The organism is Fuscovulum sp. (assembly GCA_035192965.1).
In the GTDB taxonomy this organism is placed as follows: domain Bacteria; phylum Pseudomonadota; class Alphaproteobacteria; order Rhodobacterales; family Rhodobacteraceae; genus Paragemmobacter.
Map to the genome: position 1 here is coordinate 1,793,003 of CP136571.1, position 17,282 is coordinate 1,810,284.

A 17,282-nucleotide genomic window follows, 5' to 3' on the forward strand; every position below is an offset into this window, starting at 1 on the left:
AGATGCGGCGCGGGCGTATCTAACTTTCGTTGAAAGCCACCCGGATCAACCTGCCGCAGATGGAGCGGCAGGTTTTTTTTGTATTGCTGAATGCATATCGGACGTGTCCACCGTCCGAGTTGCAAGTCACGGTACCTCTTGAGGGACAACGAATGCCTTTCGACCAGAACTTCGCTGGTGCCGTCGCGCTGGCAAGCCTGATCTGTGCGAGTTCAGCTTGGGCTGATACCAATCATGCAAGCGATGCTGGCACGGAACAGGACGTCATCGAAGTCGTCATTGATTTGATCGAAGTCGAGGACGAGACCGGCGCCACCGTGGATGTTGAACTGATCACGATGGCGGGTTGCGCGTACCAAGCAGGCAATCAAGCCGGGGTGATCGCTGGAGACATGGCCGAAGGGGTATGCACAGGATCGACCGACGAGGTGGTGAGCTTTACCATCGAAATGATCGGCGAAGACGTGGCCATCATCGAAGCCGACGCTGGGCTGGCGTCGGGAAGCACGGACGTGTTTTCGACCGATGGCGACGGGGATGCAGAGACGCCCGCATGTGATGCGGCGAACGTCAAGAAAAACGAACTGCTCTGCAACTGATGCCACTGGACCCCGGCACCACCCATGCCGGGGTCATATTTGCTCGGTGGAAATGGACTTTGCCGTCCTGTACAGGCAGGTTCTTGGGGTGTTGTTGAGTTAAGCGGCTGCGAGTATGCGAATGAAGAAGACGGGAATGGCGATCCTGCTGGCCATGGCAGGGTTTGCAGGCGAAGCGGCGGCGCAGTCGGATCCGCCGCAGCAGATGGTTACCGACAAGATCGTTATCGTCCTGCAACAGAAAGGCTACCGCGATATATTGGTAACCCGAACCTGGCTTGGGCGGTTGCGGGTGGTCGGCTGGATTGACGGGCGTGCGCGTGAAATCATCGTCCATCCCACCTCGGGCGAGGTGTTGCGCGATTTTCTTGACCCGATCGAAGTCGAAGTCGAAGTTGAAGCCGGGGGCGGTAACGATTCTGACGGTGTTGGTGCCGCGCGTCGCGTGACCGACTTTGCCGAAATCATTGTTGATCTGGAAGAAGGGGAGGATGGGGTGATCTCTGCCGAGATCACCATGGGCTCCGGCTTGTCCGCCGAGCAGGTTGACGGCTATGCGACGGGCTTTGAACCGTGAACCGCAGATTTTTGTCGGGCTCTCCGATCGCCCTGTTTGTGATAGTGTGCTGCCAGTTGGTCTGCTCGGCCTTCTTTACCTATGACATGCTCACTTCGGTCTTTCTTATCCCGACGCAGCCGATCAGTTGGGAAACGCGCGAAACGCTGGAGGTCGGGGCGGTTCTCGGGCTGATCGCAGGCGTGGTGCTGGGCACGGTGATGCTGATGCGCGTGCTGATAGAACGCAACAACGCAGAACTGGACTGTCTGGCAGCAGAACGCGCGCTGTCGGATGCCCAAACGCGCCTGCGCCGGGCGGCGGGTGCATTTCAGGACCTGATGGAAGAGCGGTTCTCGGAATGGGGACTGACGGCGGCCGAACGAGACGTGGCGCTTTTTGCGATGAAGGGGTTCTCTCTGGCCCAGATCGCCGCGCTGCGCGAGACGACCGAAGGAACGGTCAAGACCCAGACGAATTCCATCTATCGCAAGGCGGGGGTGAATGGTCGGCCGCAGTTTCTGTCGCTTTTCATCGAAGACCTGCTGGCGGTCGGCCCCGCCGCCGAAATCACGCAAACAAACGGGCCGGCGAACGCGCCGATCCATAGGCCCGCAGAAAGCTTTGCACTGCGCTGACAGGTTTCCTGTGGTTGGTGTCGCACAGCTGTGTTGCCGCGCGGACGCCGCATAGTCGATACGGACCTGAACGCCGACGCTCTGCCCGTCACCACGGGCGAAGGATCGGTCTTTCACAAAAGAAAAGGGCGGCGGTCGCGCAGACCGCCGCCCTTTTGCGTTTTTTTCTCAGTGATCGGCGGCTGCGGCTGCGGCCTTGATATCGGCCTCGTTCAACGTCGCCCCGTTGAAGAAGGCGTTCAGCGCAACTGCGGCGACCGACGCCAGCAGGATGCCGCTTTCGATCAACGGATGGATGTCATGGGGCATCCACATCTTGAAGTTGGGGGCCAGCAGCGGGATCATCCCGAAGCCGAGGCTGACCGCTACAATGAACAGGTTGTTGCGGTTCTTTGCGAAATCCACCCCTGCCAGAATGCGGATGCCAGTGGCGGCGACCATCCCGAACATCACGATCCCCGCTCCGCCCAGCACCATCGTGGGCAGCGATTCGATCAGCGCGCCCATCTTTGGTACAAGACCCAGCAGGATCAGGATGATCCCGCCCGCCACGCAGACAAAGCGCGACCGAACCCCCGTCACCCCCACCAGACCCACATTCTGCGAGAAGGACGTGTAGGGAAAGGTGTTGAAGATGCCCCCGATCAGCGTGCCAAGCCCATCGGTCCGCAGACCTGCCGACAGCATCGGCTGATCCACCTTTCGCCCCGTCATGTCACCAAGCGCAAGGAACATGCCGGTGGATTCGATCATCACCACGATCATCACCAAGGTCATGGTCACGATCATCACCGGATCAAAGGTCGGCATTCCGAAATGGAAGGGCGTGATCAACCCGAACCACGCCGCCTCGCCCACCTTGGTGAATGTCATCGCACCCGTGGCAATGGCGATCAGCGCCCCGATCACGATTCCCAGCAGGACCGAGATATTGGCGATGAACCCACGGGCAAAGCGCGCGATCAGCAGGATCGAGACAAGCACGATGGCCGAAATCAGGATATTGCCCAAAGGCGCGTAGGCCGGGTTGTTCATCTTGGCCGCCAGCGCCAGTCCGGCAGGCATCTCCGGCACGCCGGTTACGCTGCCTGCGGTGATCCCTTCGGTGACCGAGGTCAGCCATGCCGCATGGGCGGGGTCCACGATCTGCGGCGCGGTGGGGCCGACCGGGTTGCCGAAAATCCAGTTGATCCCGATCCGCATCAGGCTGACCCCGATCACAAGGATGATCGTCCCGGTCACCACAGGGGGGAAGAATCGCAGCATCCGGCTGATGAAGGGCGCAATCAGCATCGAGATCACCCCCGCCGCCATGATCGCACCAAAGATAGCGCGTGCACCGTCGCCTCCGCCTTGGGTGTTGGCCATGGCCACCATCGGGCCGACGGCGGCAAAGGTCACGCCCATCATCACCGGCAGGCGGATGCCGAACCATTGCGTCGCCCCCAGCGACTGGATCAGCGTGACGATGCCGCAGACGAACAGATCGGCCGAAATCAGGAAGGCCACATCGGCCGGTTCCAATTTCAGCGCGCGCCCGATGATAAGCGGCACGGCCACCGCGCCGGCATACATCACCAGCACATGTTGAAGGCCAAGGGTAAACAGCTTGGGTGTTGGCAGAATTTCATCCACCGGATGGACCGCTTGGGTCATGAGTTTCGTTCCTTTCCCTGAGGGGTGTTGTTCTTCGCGCCGTCTCTGCAGCCCCCCTCGGGCTTGCAGTCCGGTTAGGGCCCCGGTCTTGGTGCCGGGGTTTGGGTGGCCCGCCGCAACGCTTTCAACGCGCCGAGTCAGGCCGGTCGGTGGGGGCGGAGGATAGGCCCTTCTGAAAACATCCGGCCTATCGGAATATTTGAAACTGTTTGTGCAGGGGCCAGAGGGTGAAACCGCCTGTTTGCCCTGCATGACTTGAGATTTCCGCCGCCCGCGCCTACACGTTGGGCAAAGAGCGAAGGACAGCCCATGCAGATTTACAGCGATCTGGCCGAGACGATCGGCAATACCCCCCTGATCAAGCTGAAACATGCCAGCGAGATGACGGGCTGCACCATTCTGGGGAAGTGCGAATTCCTCAATCCCGGCCAATCGGTCAAGGACCGGGCCGCGCTGTACATCATCCGCGACGCAGTGGCGCGCGGGGCGCTGAAACCGGGCGGCACGATTGTCGAAGGCACGGCAGGCAATACCGGTATCGGGCTGGCGCTGGTGGGCGCGTCGATGGGGTTCCGCACGGTGATCGTCATTCCGGAAACCCAAAGCCAGGAAAAGAAGGATATGCTCCGCCTCGCCGGGGCGGAACTGGTGCAGGTGCCTGCCGCTCCCTACAAGAACCCCAACAACTACGTCCGCTATTCCGGCCGTCTGGCCGAAGCGCTGGCGCGGACCGAACCCAACGGCGCGGTCTGGGCCAACCAGTTTGACAACGTGGCCAACCGTCAGGCCCATATCGAAACCACCGCCCCCGAAATCTGGGAACAGACCGGTGGCAAGGTGGACGGCTTCATCTGCGCGGTCGGGTCGGGTGGCACGCTGGCGGGCGTGGGGCTGGCACTGCAACCCAAGGGCGTTAAGATCGGTCTGGCCGATCCCGAAGGCGCGGCGCTGCATTCCTTCTACACGACCGGCGTGCTGGAAAGCCCCGGTACCTCGATCACCGAAGGCATCGGTCAGGGGCGCATCACGGCCAACCTCGAAGGATTTACCCCCGATTACAGCTATCGCATCCCGGATGCCGAGGCGCTGCCGCTTGTCTTTGACATGCTTCAGGATGAAGGCATCTGCCTTGGCGGATCGTCGGGCATCAACATCGCGGGCGCGATCCGCATGGCCAAGGATATGGGGCCAGGCCACACGATCGTGACGATCCTGTGCGATTACGGCAACCGCTACCAGTCCAAGCTCTATAACCCTGCCTTCCTCAAGGAAAAGGGGCTGCCCGTCCCGGCCTGGCTGGACCGCGCGCCGCGCGCCATCCCGACGGTGTTCGAGGACGCATGACCAAGGCGGCACAAGCTGTTCTGGCCCGATTGAAACACGTCGCCTGTGCTGCGCTTTTGGCGGCGATTGTGGCGCTGCCAGCGGCCCACGCCCAGACTACGACCACACCCGCGCCAGAAGCCCCGGCAGAGCAGACTGCGCCAAGCGGGCAGGGCGGATCGGCCGTAGGGACAGTCGTCACGACCACCACCACACCCGCCGCCACCCCAGCACAAAGCGGCAACACGGTTGTCGTCTCCAAAGGATCAGGCCGCAGCAACGCGCTTGATTACGCGGAATGGGAACGCGCTGCCGACCGGGCCGAAGATGTGCTGGCCAATCCTGATGCCGACAGCCGTGTGCTCGACGCGCTGCGCGCCCAGATCGTCGATTGGCGGGCGGCATTCCTCGTGGCGCAGAACACCAATTCCACGCGCATCACCACCTTGCGCGACCAGATCGCCGCGCTTGGCCCCACCCCCGCCGAGGGTGAGACAGAGGCGGCCGAAATCGCCCAACGCCGCCAGCAGCTTTCTGATCAGCTTGTCCGTCTGCAAGCCCCCGGCATCGCCGCCGAAGAAGCCTATCGCCGCGCCGACGGGTTGATCGGCGAAGTGGACCGCGTCCTGCGCGAACGGCAGGCCAGCCAGTTGCTGCAACTCTGGCCCTCGCCCATCAACCCTGCGAATTGGCCCGAAGCCATCGCCGTGCTTGGCGATGTGACCGTGGCACTTTGGACGGAAACCACGTCACGCTGGGCGCGCAGTTCTGGCCGACAGGCCCTGTTCGACAACCTGCCGCTGATCCTGCTTTTGGCCGTGGTGGGCCTTGCCCTGATGTCGATGACACGGCGCATCCTTGAGCCGGTTCAGCAACGATTGCCGAAACCCAAAACCGCGCGCGGGCGACGTGTCGTATCGCTGATGATCTCGCTCTTGCAGATCATCCTGCCGACACTGGGCGCGCTGGCGCTGGCAGAAGCGGTTATCCTGACCAATCTGACCGGCCCCGTCGGCACTGCCACCGTCCTGATCTTTCCGGCGATCATCTTCACGATTTGCGCTGCGAACTGGCTGGGCACGACCATCTTTCCCTTCGAGGATGGCACCGACACCGCAGGTATTCCCGTTCCGGAGCGCCGCGCCGAAGGCCGCTTTCTGGCCCGCACCATCGGCCTTGTGCTGGGGATCGAGGCGCTGCGTCAGGCTGTGCTGTTGGAGATAACGGCCAGCGATACCGCCAACGCGGTGCTGGGCTTCCCGCTTCTGGCCACCATGGCGGTGCTGATCTTCCGCATGGGCCAGTTGCTGCGCCGCCATGTGCGCAGCGCAGGTGCGGGCGATGAATCGCTCAGCTTCGGGCTTCGCGTGCTGGGCCTTCTCGCGCGCGGGGTTATGCTGACAGGGCTTGCCGGCGTGCTGTTGGGTGCGGTCGGCTATATCGCGGCGGCAACGGCGCTGGTCTTCCCCTCGGTCATCTCGCTGGGGCTGGTTGCGGTGCTTCTGGTCGCGCAACGGCTGGTGGGTGATCTTTACGGCTTGATCACCCGATCCGATGCCGCCGATCAGGAAGGCCTGATCCCCGTACTGATCGGCTTTGCGATGTCGCTGGCCTCGATCCCGCTCTTCGCCGTGATCTGGGGCGCGCGCCCGGCTGACATTACCGAATTATGGCAGCGCTTTCTGACCGGCTTTCAGATGGGCAATACCCGCGTATCGCCCACCGATTTCCTGTTCTTCGCCATCATCTTCGCTGTCGGCTACATGCTCACGCGCCTGTTTCAGGGGGCGCTGCGCGGATCGGTCCTGCCGCGCACGACGCTGGATCAGGGGGGGCAAAACGCTATTGTCTCGGGCGTCGGCTATATCGGCATCTTCCTCGCGGCACTTCTGGCGATCAACTTCGCAGGGATCGACCTGTCAGGTCTGGCCATCGTCGCCGGTGCCCTTTCGGTGGGTATCGGTTTCGGCCTTCAGAACATCGTGTCGAACTTCGTCTCTGGCATCATCCTGCTGATCGAACGCCCGGTCAGCGAAGGCGACTGGATCGAGGTCGGCAATGTGCAGGGCACGGTCAAGGCAATCTCGGTCCGCTCCACCCGGATTCAAACCTTTGACCGGTCCGATGTGATCGTCCCGAATGCCGATCTGGTGACCCAGCGCGTCACGAACTGGACGCGGTTCAACCTGACCGGGCGGCTGGTGGTGCCGGTCTCGGTCGTGCTGGGCAGCGATACCCGTAAGGTCGAACGCATCCTGCGCGAAATCGCCGAGGCACAGCCCTTGGCCATCCTGAACCCGCCGCCATCCATCGTCTTCATGGGGTTCGGCACAGAATGGATGAATTTCGAAATGCGGATCATCCTGCGCGACGTCAACTTCTCGTTGCAGGTGCGCAGTGAAATCAACCACAGGATCGTGCAACGCTTTGCTGAGGAAGGGATCGACCTGCCCGGCAGCAAAAAGGCCGAAGCCGCGCCTGAACCCCTGGCACCAGAGGCCCCCTTACCAAAGCGACGGGCCCCGTCGCGGGTGCAAAATCCCGGCGGCACCGCCGAGGCGCGCGATCCGACCGAAAGGCAGCAAGACCCATGACCGAACCCCTGTTCCGCAGTGACGCCTATCTGCGCGAGGCCACGGCCATCGTGATCGGCCATACCGCCGAAGGTGGGGTGATCTGCGACAGAAGCCTGTTCTATGCCACGGGCGGCGGACAGCCCGGCGATTCTGGCACCCTGTTCTGGGACGGCGGGCAACTCTCCATCGCCACCGCCGTCAAGGCCGAGGGGGGCGCCATCGCACTGGTGCCAGCCGAACCTGCGCCGATGCCGCCGGTCGGCTGCACCGTGGTCCAGCGGCTGGATTGGGACCGCCGCCACCGCCACATGCGCGTGCATACGGCGCTGCACCTTTTGTCAGTTGTGATCCCGCTGCCGGTCACCGGCGGCCAGATCGGCGCCGAACGTGGGCGGCTGGATTTCGACATGCCAGATCCGCCCGAAGATGTGCAGATGCTGGAAGACCGGCTGAACGCCCTGATCGGGCTGGACCTGCCGGTATCGGACAGCTGGATCACCGATGCCGAACTGGCCGCCAATCCCGGTCTCGTCAAGACGATGTCGGTCCATCCCCCGGTGGGGCAGGGCCGCGTGCGGCTGGTCCGCATCGGCACCGGGCCGACTCAGGTCGACCTGCAACCCTGCGGCGGCACCCACGTCGCCCGCACCGCCGAGATCGGGCGGGTCGAGATCGGCAAGATCGAAAAGAAGGGCCGTCAGAACCGCCGCGTGTCGATCACCCTGCTGGAGTGAACGTCGAAATTGACCGCCGCAGGCCCCTTGCGCCTCTGGTTTCCAACGCTTATGGAGTGCCGGACGGACAGTTGGCCGAGTGGTCGAAGGCGCACGCCTGGAAAGTGTGTAGGCGGGGAACCGTCTCGAGGGTTCGAATCCCTCACTGTCCGCCATTTTTCATACCTAACGTATTGATTTTATTGGGTCCGCTCCTGGCCTATCCCCCAAAAAATCCCCCAATTGAACCCGGCTTGCCCCGTATCGGGGCGGATTTTGCCGGACTTGGGGCGGCTCACAATCGCGTGACAGGATAGGCGACAGGTCGGGCTAATCCCCTCCGCAAGGGCATTTGGCTTCACGGTCACGGGGCCAGCTTCCCCGGATAATGCGGCGCGGGGGCGTATTTGGAAGCGGCCCTATCGGCTCCGGCACCAATGAACGCAAATGAAAGCATCGCAACGGTAAGCCGCCCGCTTCTCCGGCGTCCGAAAACTCGACAGGCGGTCAGGCTTAGGCGAAGGGGTAGGTGCATTGCACCCAGCCCTACGCGCGTAGCGGATACCTTGCCGCAAGGTATAACCACGGGGGTTAACCCCGCGCCCAAAAGGAAAGCCCCCGCGCTGGGCAGGGGCTTTGGGTATCTCCAGATTTGGACAGCCCTAAGGCGGGGGCGTTTCATATTGCCGGATTATCCGGCATTACCCCTTCGCGGCACTACCCCCAGCCGTTCCGCCGCCTCCGCAGCGTCCCTAACCTCTAGGGCCAGCCGCTCCGCAACGGTCAGGATTGCCGCAAGCCCCGTTGCCCTATCCTCTGGGCCTAAGCTGCTTTCGGTCACGCATTGCGCCGCGACTAGAAGGCCGTGAAGGTCGGAAGCCTTCGCCCATGTTGTCGGCTCCATATCTCACCTATCCACTTGCGAAAGAAGTTCATCCGCCACCCGCTCCGCAGCGGTCAACACTCCGCTTAGGCCGTGCATCGCTAGATGGTCGGTATCGGCATGGTCGCGCAGGAAAGACGCGGCCCTAAGCAACGCCTGCAAATGTGCGCACATATCCCAAGCCGCCGCCCATTCCTTCCTATCCTCGGTCATGTGCGGGCCTTCCATTCTGCATCGTGACAGGCTTGCGCGGCGTCGATTGCGTCCCGCAACACCTCCACCAGCGTTACAAACCGTTGCGCCTCAGGGTCGCCAGACGAAAGGTAGCTATTGGCCTCTGCTAGGTCAGCAATCGCGCTTGCAAGGTGTTTGGCGCGGCTAAGTTTCATATCGGTCTCGCCGTGCGCTTCCATCATGCACCGCCTTTCGTGTTATCCGCCATCGCGACCCTAATCAGTTGCAGGGCCTTTGCCAGACGGTCGGAAGCGTGAAGGGCAGCGGCGGCGGCTCCAGCGTGTCCGCTTTCTGCAATCAGGTCGCAAAGGTCGCGGGCGAATCCGACTTCATCGGAAGCGGCTAGAAGTGGGTCGGTCATGTCTTTCCTCTCTCTTGCGTGAAAGTTAGGGGGGGTCTCCGCAATTTTGCGCACACCCCCGGCGATGGTCAGGCGGCGCGGCGGTCCAGTTCGCGGCGCAGAAAGCTAATCCGCTCTTGTCTCTGCCAGCCTAGGCGGGCGTCGGAATTTTCCAGCCAGTCCAGTTCGGCGCGAAGTTCGGCAACGGTTGTGCGGGCCATCGCTTCGGCATGGGCAGCGGCGGCGCGGATAGCTTCGGCGGCTTGGCGGGCCTTTTCCTTTGCATCCCACCAAACCGATTTCAGCGCGCGGGAAAGGCGTTGCCCCCACGTTTCACGGTTGCCAGCGAAGCGGCGGGCGATGGTCCAGGCGGCTTGCATAACGGCGCGGCGGTCAATCATGGCGGTTGCCCTATCGGTTTCGATAGATTATCTATAATCAATGATAGACAGTCTTGCAATAGGCTATCTATCAAGCGCAATAGATTTTCTATCAAAGGGGCTTCCGATGAATGGGGAACAGATAAGGGCCGCCCGGTCCCTGCTAGGTTGGACGGCTTCCGATTTGGCGGAACAGTCCGGGGTCAGCTATCCGACAATCCAGCGGCTAGACGCCACGAAAGGGCCAGTAGGGGGCCGCCATGATACCGTTGAAGCCATCCGCCGCGCCTTTGAAGCGCAGGGCGTCCAGTTCCTAGAAGCTGGGTCAGTATCGGTCGGGGCGGGCGTTGCGGTTCGCGGGGGCGTGTAGTGTCACGGTCACGGCGCAAAACCCCGATTGCATCCTTTTTCACAGCCGCCAGTGAAAAGGCGTTCAAGTCCTTCGCGCATAGGTCGGAACGGCGCGGGGTTAAGATTGCACTAACGGAAGGCGAAGAACCCCCAGCGCCAAAAGAGTTCGGCAATCCTTGGGATGGGCCGAAAGATGGGCGGATGTGGTTTGGTGATACCCCGGACAAGAAATTGCGGAAGTGACAGGCCGGGGTTGCCGTGAAGGCGTGACAATCCCGGCCCTTGGGTCACTCGCCCGCCATTGCATTGCACCGCGCCTCAAAGGCTTCGGCGGTCTCGCCCTCCAGCCGCGTGACGCTCTCAAATTGCTTCCCCACCTTCACAAATGCCCCGCCCGGTTCTCCGTCACCCACTAGGAAAATGACGCTAGGGCCACCAGCGGCGGCGCTGGGCGCATTGCGTTCTAGGGCTTCCAATCGTCTCCGCAGCATTACCGCTCCCCCGCCTTTAGGGCTTCCATCGTCGCAATCATCTCCGCCCTTGCGCTTTCGTCGCCCGCCGCAATCCGCGCGCCCATAGCCTCCAGCCATGCGACAATGGCTTGAAAGGCCGCGTCCGCGTCCGGGTCCGGCGCTTGTCCCCGCGCGGCCTCCAGCTTCGCAATCCTGCCCTTAAGCATCTTCGCCCTCCAGCATGTCCCGCAGCCCGCCAATAATGCCCGCCGCCTCTTGTGCCGTGCAATTCAGGGGGAAGTTGCGCCACTCGATTACAGCCTTCACGAAAACCAGTTCCCTTAGTTCCGGGTCAGCTTCCAAGCGGCCTATGGCGCGGGCGTCCGCCCCAGTTATGGGGGCGTCATCCACCGGCTTGCCGTTGTGCCTTTGGAAGTAAACCAGCGCCTCCAATGCCTCCGCCCGGTCCCAGCCCAGCGCCGCCATGCCATCGGCCAGCGTCTCCAGTTGCCGCAAAACGCCCTCCGAAAGCGGTTCGACAGGATCCCCTGACACCGCTTCCAGCTTCGCCAATCGTTGCTTAAGGCTCATTCCTTGCCCCCTTCCAGCGCCGCAATCCGCGCCTCCAGTTCGGTTGTTTCCAGCGTTCGGCGGTAGGTCTCGACAAGCCCCATGATATGCGCGCCTTCGGTCGGGGTCAGGTCGCCCAGCGCCACCGCCTCCAGCACCGCAGCCGCCGCCCGTGCCGCATCCTTCGCGGTCTCCATTGCGGGCAACGTGAAAGTAACGGGCGCATCCTTGCGGGGCGGCGCTATCCGCTCCAGACACAAGCGCAAGGCCGTTGAATCTCCCTCTAGGGCCATCGTCACGGCTTGCCGGGTCAGGGCTTCGGCTTCACCGTCCAGAAGGGCTAGGGCGGCTTGTGTGGCCCTATGGCGGCTCCCTTGCGGGCGTCCGGGGTTGCCGGGTCCAAACCGCCCCGACTTGTCGCGGCCTTCCGTTGTGCCGCCGTTTTTACGGGTAGTCATTCTAGCCCCCTTTGGGTCTCAGCAAGTTCGATGATTTCGTGAAGGTCAGCGTCCGAAAGCGAAGCGGGGAAAGTCCCGGCCTCCATCGCGGCCATGACGCGCAAGTGTAATTCGTGCGGCAATTCCAGCGGGGCGGAAGCTGGGGCGGCTATCGGGCGGGTAGCCTCCAGCCGCGCAAGTCGCCTTTCAAGCGTCATCCCGCACCCCCTTTTCCGGGTCGCCATCCGTCACTTGTGTTTTGCCCGTGCCATCTATCCAGACGCGCCCCGATGCCCTTAGACGCGCCTCCGCTTGCCAAGCCCGCGTAGCACCCCACCGCAGCGCAGTTGCCGCCGCCCCGTAGGTGCTGGGGCCGTGAAGGCGAAGCCATGCAAGTAGGGTTTCCGGGTCGCTTTCCGATGGGGCCGCTTGGACAGGCTCCACCCTCTCCGACACCCTGACAGAACCCGACAAAACCCCCGGCGCAGGCTTTGCCGGGTCAGGGACACCCGACAAAACCCGACGAAACCTAGTCTCGACAGGCGGGGCTATTTCATCGCTCCGCAGTTCCGCGCGGGCGGCTTCCCCCTCAGGGACACCCGACGAAACCTGACATAACCCAAGGGCCGATGGGGCGGGGTTTTCCTCCCCGCCTTTCGCGCCATTCCATCCAGCCTTGCGGGCCGCTTCCAGCCATCTAGTCACCGGGGAACCTCCCTCAGCAATTGCGGGTTAACCGTGTATCGGCGTTCGGGCCGTCCGCCCTTGGCGCTATCGTCCGGGGGAACAAAGCGGATGCACTCCGCATCTTCCAACAAGGATAGAACCGGGGTTAGTTCCGCGCTTGTCGTTAGTCCGGCAAGTTCGCACCGCAGGACTTCGCGGGCCGTGAATGTGGTAAGCCGATGGTCGCGGATATGCTGCACCAGCCGCCTTGCCGCGCGCTCTTGTGGGGTCAAGCCGTCCGCATAAGCCCGCCGCGCCATTGGCAGAAGATACGCCTCCACCAGATGGGCGGCGCGGGCGAAGTGTCCTGCCGTGATTTCACGCGGCTCCGCTTGCCCTTCCGCCGCCATGTCCAGAAATGCCAGCACCAGCGCAATCCGCGCGGCATAGCCCGCCATCTTCCCGACGAATGACAGCAACAGCCCTTCGGCGTCCCGTTCCCAATCGGCAACGGCAACGCGGAAGTCGTGCATCATGTCCGCAGCTTCGCCCGTGAAGGGAACAATCCAAGGCCGTTCCCGCCCCGCCTCATTCGTCACCATTTGCAGCGACAGAAGCCGCGCAAAGGCCGCTTCAATCATGGCGCTATCTGCAAAGCGGTCAGCCCGCATAACTGGCATAGGGTCGGGCCAGATGGGCAGAAGCCGCGCTAACAAGCCGTCATCATCCACCTTGATTAGAAGCGATTTCAGTTTGTCGGGTTGGATGCCACCCAGCACCCCGATTGACAGCCGTTCGATAGTTACCGGGTCGCGTGACATTCGTTCGACAGTGAAGCCGCCGCCGCCCCATGCCTCCAGCCAAAACGGGCGGTCATTACCCCCGCTTGAATAACGCGTCATCCCTTGCAGCCATCCGGCAAGTTCGTCGCGCATTTGCAGCGTTCCGCGCGGTTGCCGCGAAAGGATATGGGCCAGCTTTTCAATGGTCCCGTCATTCACGACAAGCCGCGTCATATGGGGTTGTTCGCCGGGGTCTGCCATCTCAGGCTTGGACGGCGTTTGGATGCCCTTTTTGATTGCGTCTCGAACGCGTTCGCGCCAATCGGTTTCGGCAATCTTGGCGACTTCCGCCCGTTCGGCCCACTCTGCCCGCTCCGCTTCGGCGGCTTGCCGGATAGGGGCCTCCACCCGGCGCAACGGTTCTAGCACCGCGTCCAGTGCGGGGCTTTTCCCGGCGCTGGGCCTTCCAATGCAGATGCACCAGATTATCGGCGGGACTTTCCAGCTTTCATTTGGGGCCGCCCAGCGCGCATTGCCAATCAAAGCACCCGCGACAGACAGTAAGCCCGCGAAAACATAATCCGCAGGCGCAGCCTTTGACCGTGCCGCATCCTTCACCCAGCGGGCCAGCACCGGGCCTAGAACGTCATCTAAGGGCAAGACAGGCGCGGGGGGAAGTTCATTGCGGATAAAGCGGCTATGGGGCTTGGGCCAATCAGGCTCAAAGGGGATGGGTTGCAGTTGCGCGTTCATGCCGCCACCGCCTTTCCTGTAAGCATGTCGTTGAAGTCGGGGTAGCAGTCGGGCGGCGTTAGAATTGACACCGCCCAGCCAAGCGACGTTGCCCGCTCTGCCAGTGCAAAGGCCGCGTCTCCACCCGGCTTGCCGTTGTCTCGCCCGATAATCAGTGAACCGGGAACGGGGGGCAGGGACAGGCCGCGAAGGCCGGAAGTGCTACCACCTGCCCAAAGGGTAAACGGGCCATCCAGCAAGCCGCACAAGAGGCTTAGTGCGGTTTCTATGCCCTCTGCCACCACAAGCCGCCCGCCACCCTCAGACAGCCGGATAGCGCCGCCCTTGTTTGTCCCCCACATTGCCTTTTGTGTCGGTATGTCCGCCTTCCCCGTGCCATCGGGCTTAATCCAGGTTCTATGAACCGCGAAACCTTCACAGCCTTGATATAGCGCCACCATTGCAGGATGCCGTTGCGCGGTAGGACCATGGAAGCAATCCCGCTTGAAGCGCAGCGTCGGGGGCAGGGCGCAAGTTATCCCGCGCCCCCTTAGGTAACGCTCTGCAATCGTCCCCTCTATCGGCATGGATGCCAGCCAAAGGCGTTCGGCTTGCTCCGCCCGCTTCGCCTCCAGCGCCCGCCGTTCGGCTTCACGGCGCATTATTTCCGCCGGGTCCGGGGGCGTGAAGTCACCGGGGGCGATGCCAGCCGCCGCCGCAATGTCGCGGAAGCTGCATTGTGTTTTCTTGCAATCTGCCAAAAGGCGGGAATCGCCGTCCGCAAGGGTCAGGGCGTTTTGGTCCTTGCGGCGGTCAGGTTGGCAGACAGGGCAAGGCGCAACGCCATAGCGCCCATGCCAGCGCCCGCCTAGCTGCATGGTCAGGGAACGGGCGTCAATCATTCCGCACCCCCAGAAAACACAAAAGCCGCCACTAGGGCGGCTTGCGTTGCAGTTAGCCCGAACCGGGCTTGTAAGCGGCGTATCTGTAGGGCCGTCATTCCGATGCCCTCCGAATGCCCGCGCGAAGGTGGTAACTACCGAACCGCGTGTATTCGTCGCCCTCTCCGACTTCATGCCAGACGGTCTCGATTGCACCCTCTCCAAAGATTTCGCGAAGTTGCTGGACGGCAGGGCCAAGCCGGACAGGGGAAGCGCAGAAAATCGGTTCCCGCATAAGTGCCTCTAGCACTTGCCGCGCCCGTTTCTGGACAACATGGCGGGCGGTTCCGGCAGCATCTTCGACAAGATAGATTGCCGGGTCACGCATCTTCGGAAGGTCCGCCCGCTTAGTAATTCTCTGGGCAAACGTGGGGCGCGATGTTATAAAATCACCGTGCCGCGAATAGCCCGGTTCCCGTTCCAGCGGGGCCGGGTTTTGCATTTGTGCCGCGTCGGTCATTAGTTCACCCCCGCCGCTTCCACGCGGGCGCTAAGCCAAGCGTCAATATCGGCCTCTACCCAGCCAACAGCACGAACCCCCAGCTTGATGGGGCGCGGGAAGGTTCCCGCTTTGATGCCATCATAAACTGTAGTGCGGCCCAGCCCAGTTCTTTCCAATACTTTAGGAAGGCGCAGAATTGTCGCCATGGTCGTTCCTTTCGGGTTGTGGAAATGAAAAAAGCCGCCACGCGGTTAAGCGGGCGGCTTGGCATTGCCTCTCAGGCAAAAGAAAAAGGGGAACCTGCCGTTAGACAGACTCCCCTATAAAATGGGAAAGGCGCAGATTACTCCGCGCCTTCTCCAACTTCCCACACTCTGGACAGAGTAAGGGCGTGTTCAGCATCGGTCATTTTTAGCGCCGCGTCAACATGGAATGCCATAGCGTCCGCTAGAAAATGTGGATTGCGGCGGTTGCGTTCAACATGTGGGGGTTTTGTCGGGTTTCGTCGGGCGTCGGCTTAGGCTTCACGGGCGAACGGCACTACCACTCCGCCCGCATCTTCGCCCCGAATGAACCGCCCCCAATGCTCCAGCATCGCCCGCCGCCGCTCCAGCATGTCGGACCGTTGATAAGCCCTTTCGACTTCGGAACCGATAAAATGGGCTAGGGCAAGTTCGCTCATATCGCGGGGATAACCCGTCTCCGCCGCCCATTGCCGGAACGTTGAACGCAAGCCATGCGGAACGGCAGCGCGGCCATTGCGCGGGTCCAGATAACCAGCTTCGCCCGCGTCGGTTTTAGTATCCTGCATCCGGCGCATGACGGCGCTAATGGACATATCCGACAATTCCCCACCGCGCGGGGCAAAGAAAACATAGGGGCTATCTTTCATGCGGGGCAGGGCCTCCAGCAGGGCGACAGCTTCGGCGGTCAGGGGAACGCGATGTTCCCGCCCGTTTTTCATCCGTGAAGCCGGAACGGTCCAAAGGCCAGTGCGGGGAGTTTTGTCGGGTTTTGTCGGATTGTCGGCAGGGGTTATGGTCACTTCGGCCCATGTCATGCCCCGGACTTCACCCGAACGGGCGGCGGTCAGGGCGAGGAATTGCAGCGCCCGCGCGGCCATCCCTTCACGCTCCGACAGGTCGCCCCACCAGCGCGATACATCGCCCAGCGCAAGGGCGGGTTGATTGTCCTTGTCTGCCACCTTGCCCGGTTCCGGCAGCAAATACTTAAGGTCATTCCGCCACGCGGCGGGGTTGTCACCTTCGCGATACCCTTGTGCCTTGGACCATGCCAAGACAGCTTCAATCCTTTGCCGAACGCGGGTTGCCGTGACGGTCTTAGTTGTCCAGATGGGTTGCAGCACCCGCAACACGTCTTTCGTGCGAATGTCAGATACCGCCATCTTGCCCAGCACCGGGTTAGCGTAGGTCTCCAGCGTCGATTTCCATTGCAGCTTGTGCTTTTCGTTGCGGAATCCTTCCAGCTTCACGGCAAGGTATTGGGTCACAGCATCGCCAAAGGTCAGCTTTGCGGCCTCCTTTTGCCGCTCCGCCTCCGCCGCCTTTTCCTTTTCCTCCGATGGGTCCAAACCGCGAAGGGCAAGCCGCTTGTTCGACAGCGCAAGGGCGCGGGCGTCTGCCAGCGTTACGACAGGGGGCGAACCCAAGCCGATTTCAACACGCTTCCCGCGAACGGTAATGCGCTGCACCCATTGCCGCCCGCCCGTCTCAGCAACGCGAAGGAAAAGGCCGTTGCCGTCAAAGTGCTTCCCCGGTCCCGCCGTCTCGACTTGGCGCGCGGTCATAGCCTTCTTCGGCTTGCGCCCCCGTTCCGGCGCGGGCGTCCCGCTATCCCCCAATTGCGCCATTCTATCCCCCAATATGCAGCGGCTTGGGTTGGATTGTGCCGGACATTGCCGGACTTTGGAAGGGGAAAGCGCCTTTATTTTATAGGGTTGCGCGGGTCGCTCCGAACGTCACCGAAACTTGCGCGGGCGGCCTCACTGTCC

Annotated in this window: 19 protein-coding genes and 1 tRNA gene; 7 read left to right on the forward strand and 13 right to left on the reverse strand. The window is 62.2% G+C overall.

Annotated features, from left to right (window positions below):
• Positions 1–152 precede the first annotated feature (152 nt).
• The 3 genes from RSE12_08820 (at position 153) to RSE12_08830 (ending at position 1,793) form a co-directional block, all read left to right on the forward strand.
• A complete protein-coding gene (locus tag RSE12_08820) occupies positions 153–599 on the forward strand; it encodes a hypothetical protein (GenBank protein WRH64404.1) in 447 nt (148 codons plus the stop codon).
• A gap of 136 nt (positions 600–735) precedes the next feature.
• Entirely contained in the window at positions 736–1,176 is a 441-nt protein-coding gene (locus tag RSE12_08825) for a PepSY domain-containing protein (GenBank protein ID WRH64405.1), read from the forward strand.
• Complete coding sequence (locus RSE12_08830) at positions 1,173–1,793, forward strand: helix-turn-helix transcriptional regulator (GenBank protein WRH64406.1); 621 nt, start codon at positions 1,173–1,175, stop codon at positions 1,791–1,793. Before RSE12_08825 ends, RSE12_08830 begins: the two co-directional genes overlap by 4 nt.
• A gap of 168 nt (positions 1,794–1,961) precedes the next feature.
• Here RSE12_08830 and RSE12_08835 read toward each other — a convergent pair whose 3' ends face one another.
• Entirely contained in the window at positions 1,962–3,449 is a 1,488-nt protein-coding gene (locus RSE12_08835; GenBank protein WRH64407.1) for a nucleobase:cation symporter-2 family protein, read from the reverse strand.
• 309 nt (positions 3,450–3,758) lie between these two features.
• Here RSE12_08835 and RSE12_08840 point away from each other — a divergent pair, with 309 nt between their 5' ends.
• From RSE12_08840 to RSE12_08855, 4 genes are all read left to right on the forward strand, one after another.
• The gene (locus tag RSE12_08840) at positions 3,759–4,793 is read left to right on the forward strand and encodes a cysteine synthase A (protein WRH64408.1); all 1,035 of its coding nucleotides are present in this window, start codon (positions 3,759–3,761) and stop codon (positions 4,791–4,793) included.
• A complete protein-coding gene (locus RSE12_08845; protein WRH64409.1) occupies positions 4,790–7,366 on the forward strand; it encodes a DUF3772 domain-containing protein in 2,577 nt (858 codons plus the stop codon). Before RSE12_08840 ends, RSE12_08845 begins: the two co-directional genes overlap by 4 nt.
• The gene (locus RSE12_08850) at positions 7,363–8,082 is read left to right on the forward strand and encodes an alanyl-tRNA editing protein (GenBank protein WRH64410.1); all 720 of its coding nucleotides are present in this window, start codon (positions 7,363–7,365) and stop codon (positions 8,080–8,082) included. The genes RSE12_08845 and RSE12_08850 overlap by 4 nt, the downstream gene beginning before the upstream one ends.
• 65 nt (positions 8,083–8,147) lie before the next feature.
• Positions 8,148–8,237 (forward strand) — tRNA-Ser (locus tag RSE12_08855).
• A 731-nt stretch (positions 8,238–8,968) separates the two neighbouring features.
• On the opposite strand, the gene RSE12_08860 is transcribed toward RSE12_08855, so the two are convergent.
• The 12 genes from RSE12_08860 to RSE12_08915 all read right to left on the reverse strand — a co-directional run bounded on the left by RSE12_08860 (position 8,969) and on the right by RSE12_08915 (position 17,078).
• Positions 8,969–9,157 (reverse strand): hypothetical protein, encoded by a 189-nt coding sequence (locus tag RSE12_08860; GenBank protein WRH64411.1) that lies wholly within the window; start codon positions 9,155–9,157, stop codon positions 8,969–8,971.
• Positions 9,154–9,360 carry a hypothetical protein gene (locus tag RSE12_08865; protein WRH64412.1) on the reverse strand — a complete coding sequence of 69 codons (207 nt, stop codon included), beginning with the start codon at positions 9,358–9,360 and terminating at the stop codon, positions 9,154–9,156. The genes RSE12_08860 and RSE12_08865 overlap by 4 nt, the downstream gene beginning before the upstream one ends.
• Positions 9,357–9,539 carry a hypothetical protein gene (locus RSE12_08870; GenBank protein ID WRH64413.1) on the reverse strand — a complete coding sequence of 61 codons (183 nt, stop codon included), beginning with the start codon at positions 9,537–9,539 and terminating at the stop codon, positions 9,357–9,359. The genes RSE12_08865 and RSE12_08870 overlap by 4 nt, the downstream gene beginning before the upstream one ends.
• Positions 9,540–9,607: 68 nt before the next feature.
• Positions 9,608–9,919 (reverse strand): hypothetical protein, encoded by a 312-nt coding sequence (locus tag RSE12_08875; protein ID WRH64414.1) that lies wholly within the window; start codon positions 9,917–9,919, stop codon positions 9,608–9,610.
• 820 nt (positions 9,920–10,739) lie between these two features.
• On the reverse strand, positions 10,740–10,928 hold the full coding sequence (locus RSE12_08880; GenBank protein ID WRH64415.1) for a hypothetical protein: 189 nt from the start codon (positions 10,926–10,928) through the stop codon (positions 10,740–10,742).
• Positions 10,921–11,292 carry a hypothetical protein gene (locus RSE12_08885; GenBank protein ID WRH64416.1) on the reverse strand — a complete coding sequence of 124 codons (372 nt, stop codon included), beginning with the start codon at positions 11,290–11,292 and terminating at the stop codon, positions 10,921–10,923. The genes RSE12_08880 and RSE12_08885 overlap by 8 nt, the downstream gene beginning before the upstream one ends.
• On the reverse strand, positions 11,289–11,729 hold the full coding sequence (locus tag RSE12_08890) for a hypothetical protein (GenBank protein WRH64417.1): 441 nt from the start codon (positions 11,727–11,729) through the stop codon (positions 11,289–11,291). The genes RSE12_08885 and RSE12_08890 overlap by 4 nt, the downstream gene beginning before the upstream one ends.
• A gap of 680 nt (positions 11,730–12,409) precedes the next feature.
• Entirely contained in the window at positions 12,410–13,909 is a 1,500-nt protein-coding gene (locus tag RSE12_08895; protein WRH64418.1) for a DUF3987 domain-containing protein, read from the reverse strand.
• Entirely contained in the window at positions 13,906–14,250 is a 345-nt protein-coding gene (locus tag RSE12_08900) for a toprim domain-containing protein (GenBank protein WRH64419.1), read from the reverse strand. Before RSE12_08900 ends, RSE12_08895 begins: the two co-directional genes overlap by 4 nt.
• Before the next feature lie 634 nt (positions 14,251–14,884).
• Positions 14,885–15,289: a hypothetical protein gene (locus RSE12_08905; GenBank protein WRH64420.1), complete on the reverse strand. Its 405-nt coding sequence runs from the start codon at positions 15,287–15,289 to the stop codon at positions 14,885–14,887.
• Positions 15,289–15,477, reverse strand: coding sequence for an AlpA family transcriptional regulator (locus tag RSE12_08910; protein ID WRH64421.1), 189 nt, complete (start codon positions 15,475–15,477; stop codon positions 15,289–15,291). The genes RSE12_08905 and RSE12_08910 overlap by 1 nt, the downstream gene beginning before the upstream one ends.
• Positions 15,478–15,788: 311 nt before the next feature.
• Complete coding sequence (locus tag RSE12_08915; GenBank protein WRH64422.1) at positions 15,789–17,078, reverse strand: integrase arm-type DNA-binding domain-containing protein; 1,290 nt, start codon at positions 17,076–17,078, stop codon at positions 15,789–15,791.
• Positions 17,079–17,282 lie beyond the last annotated feature (204 nt).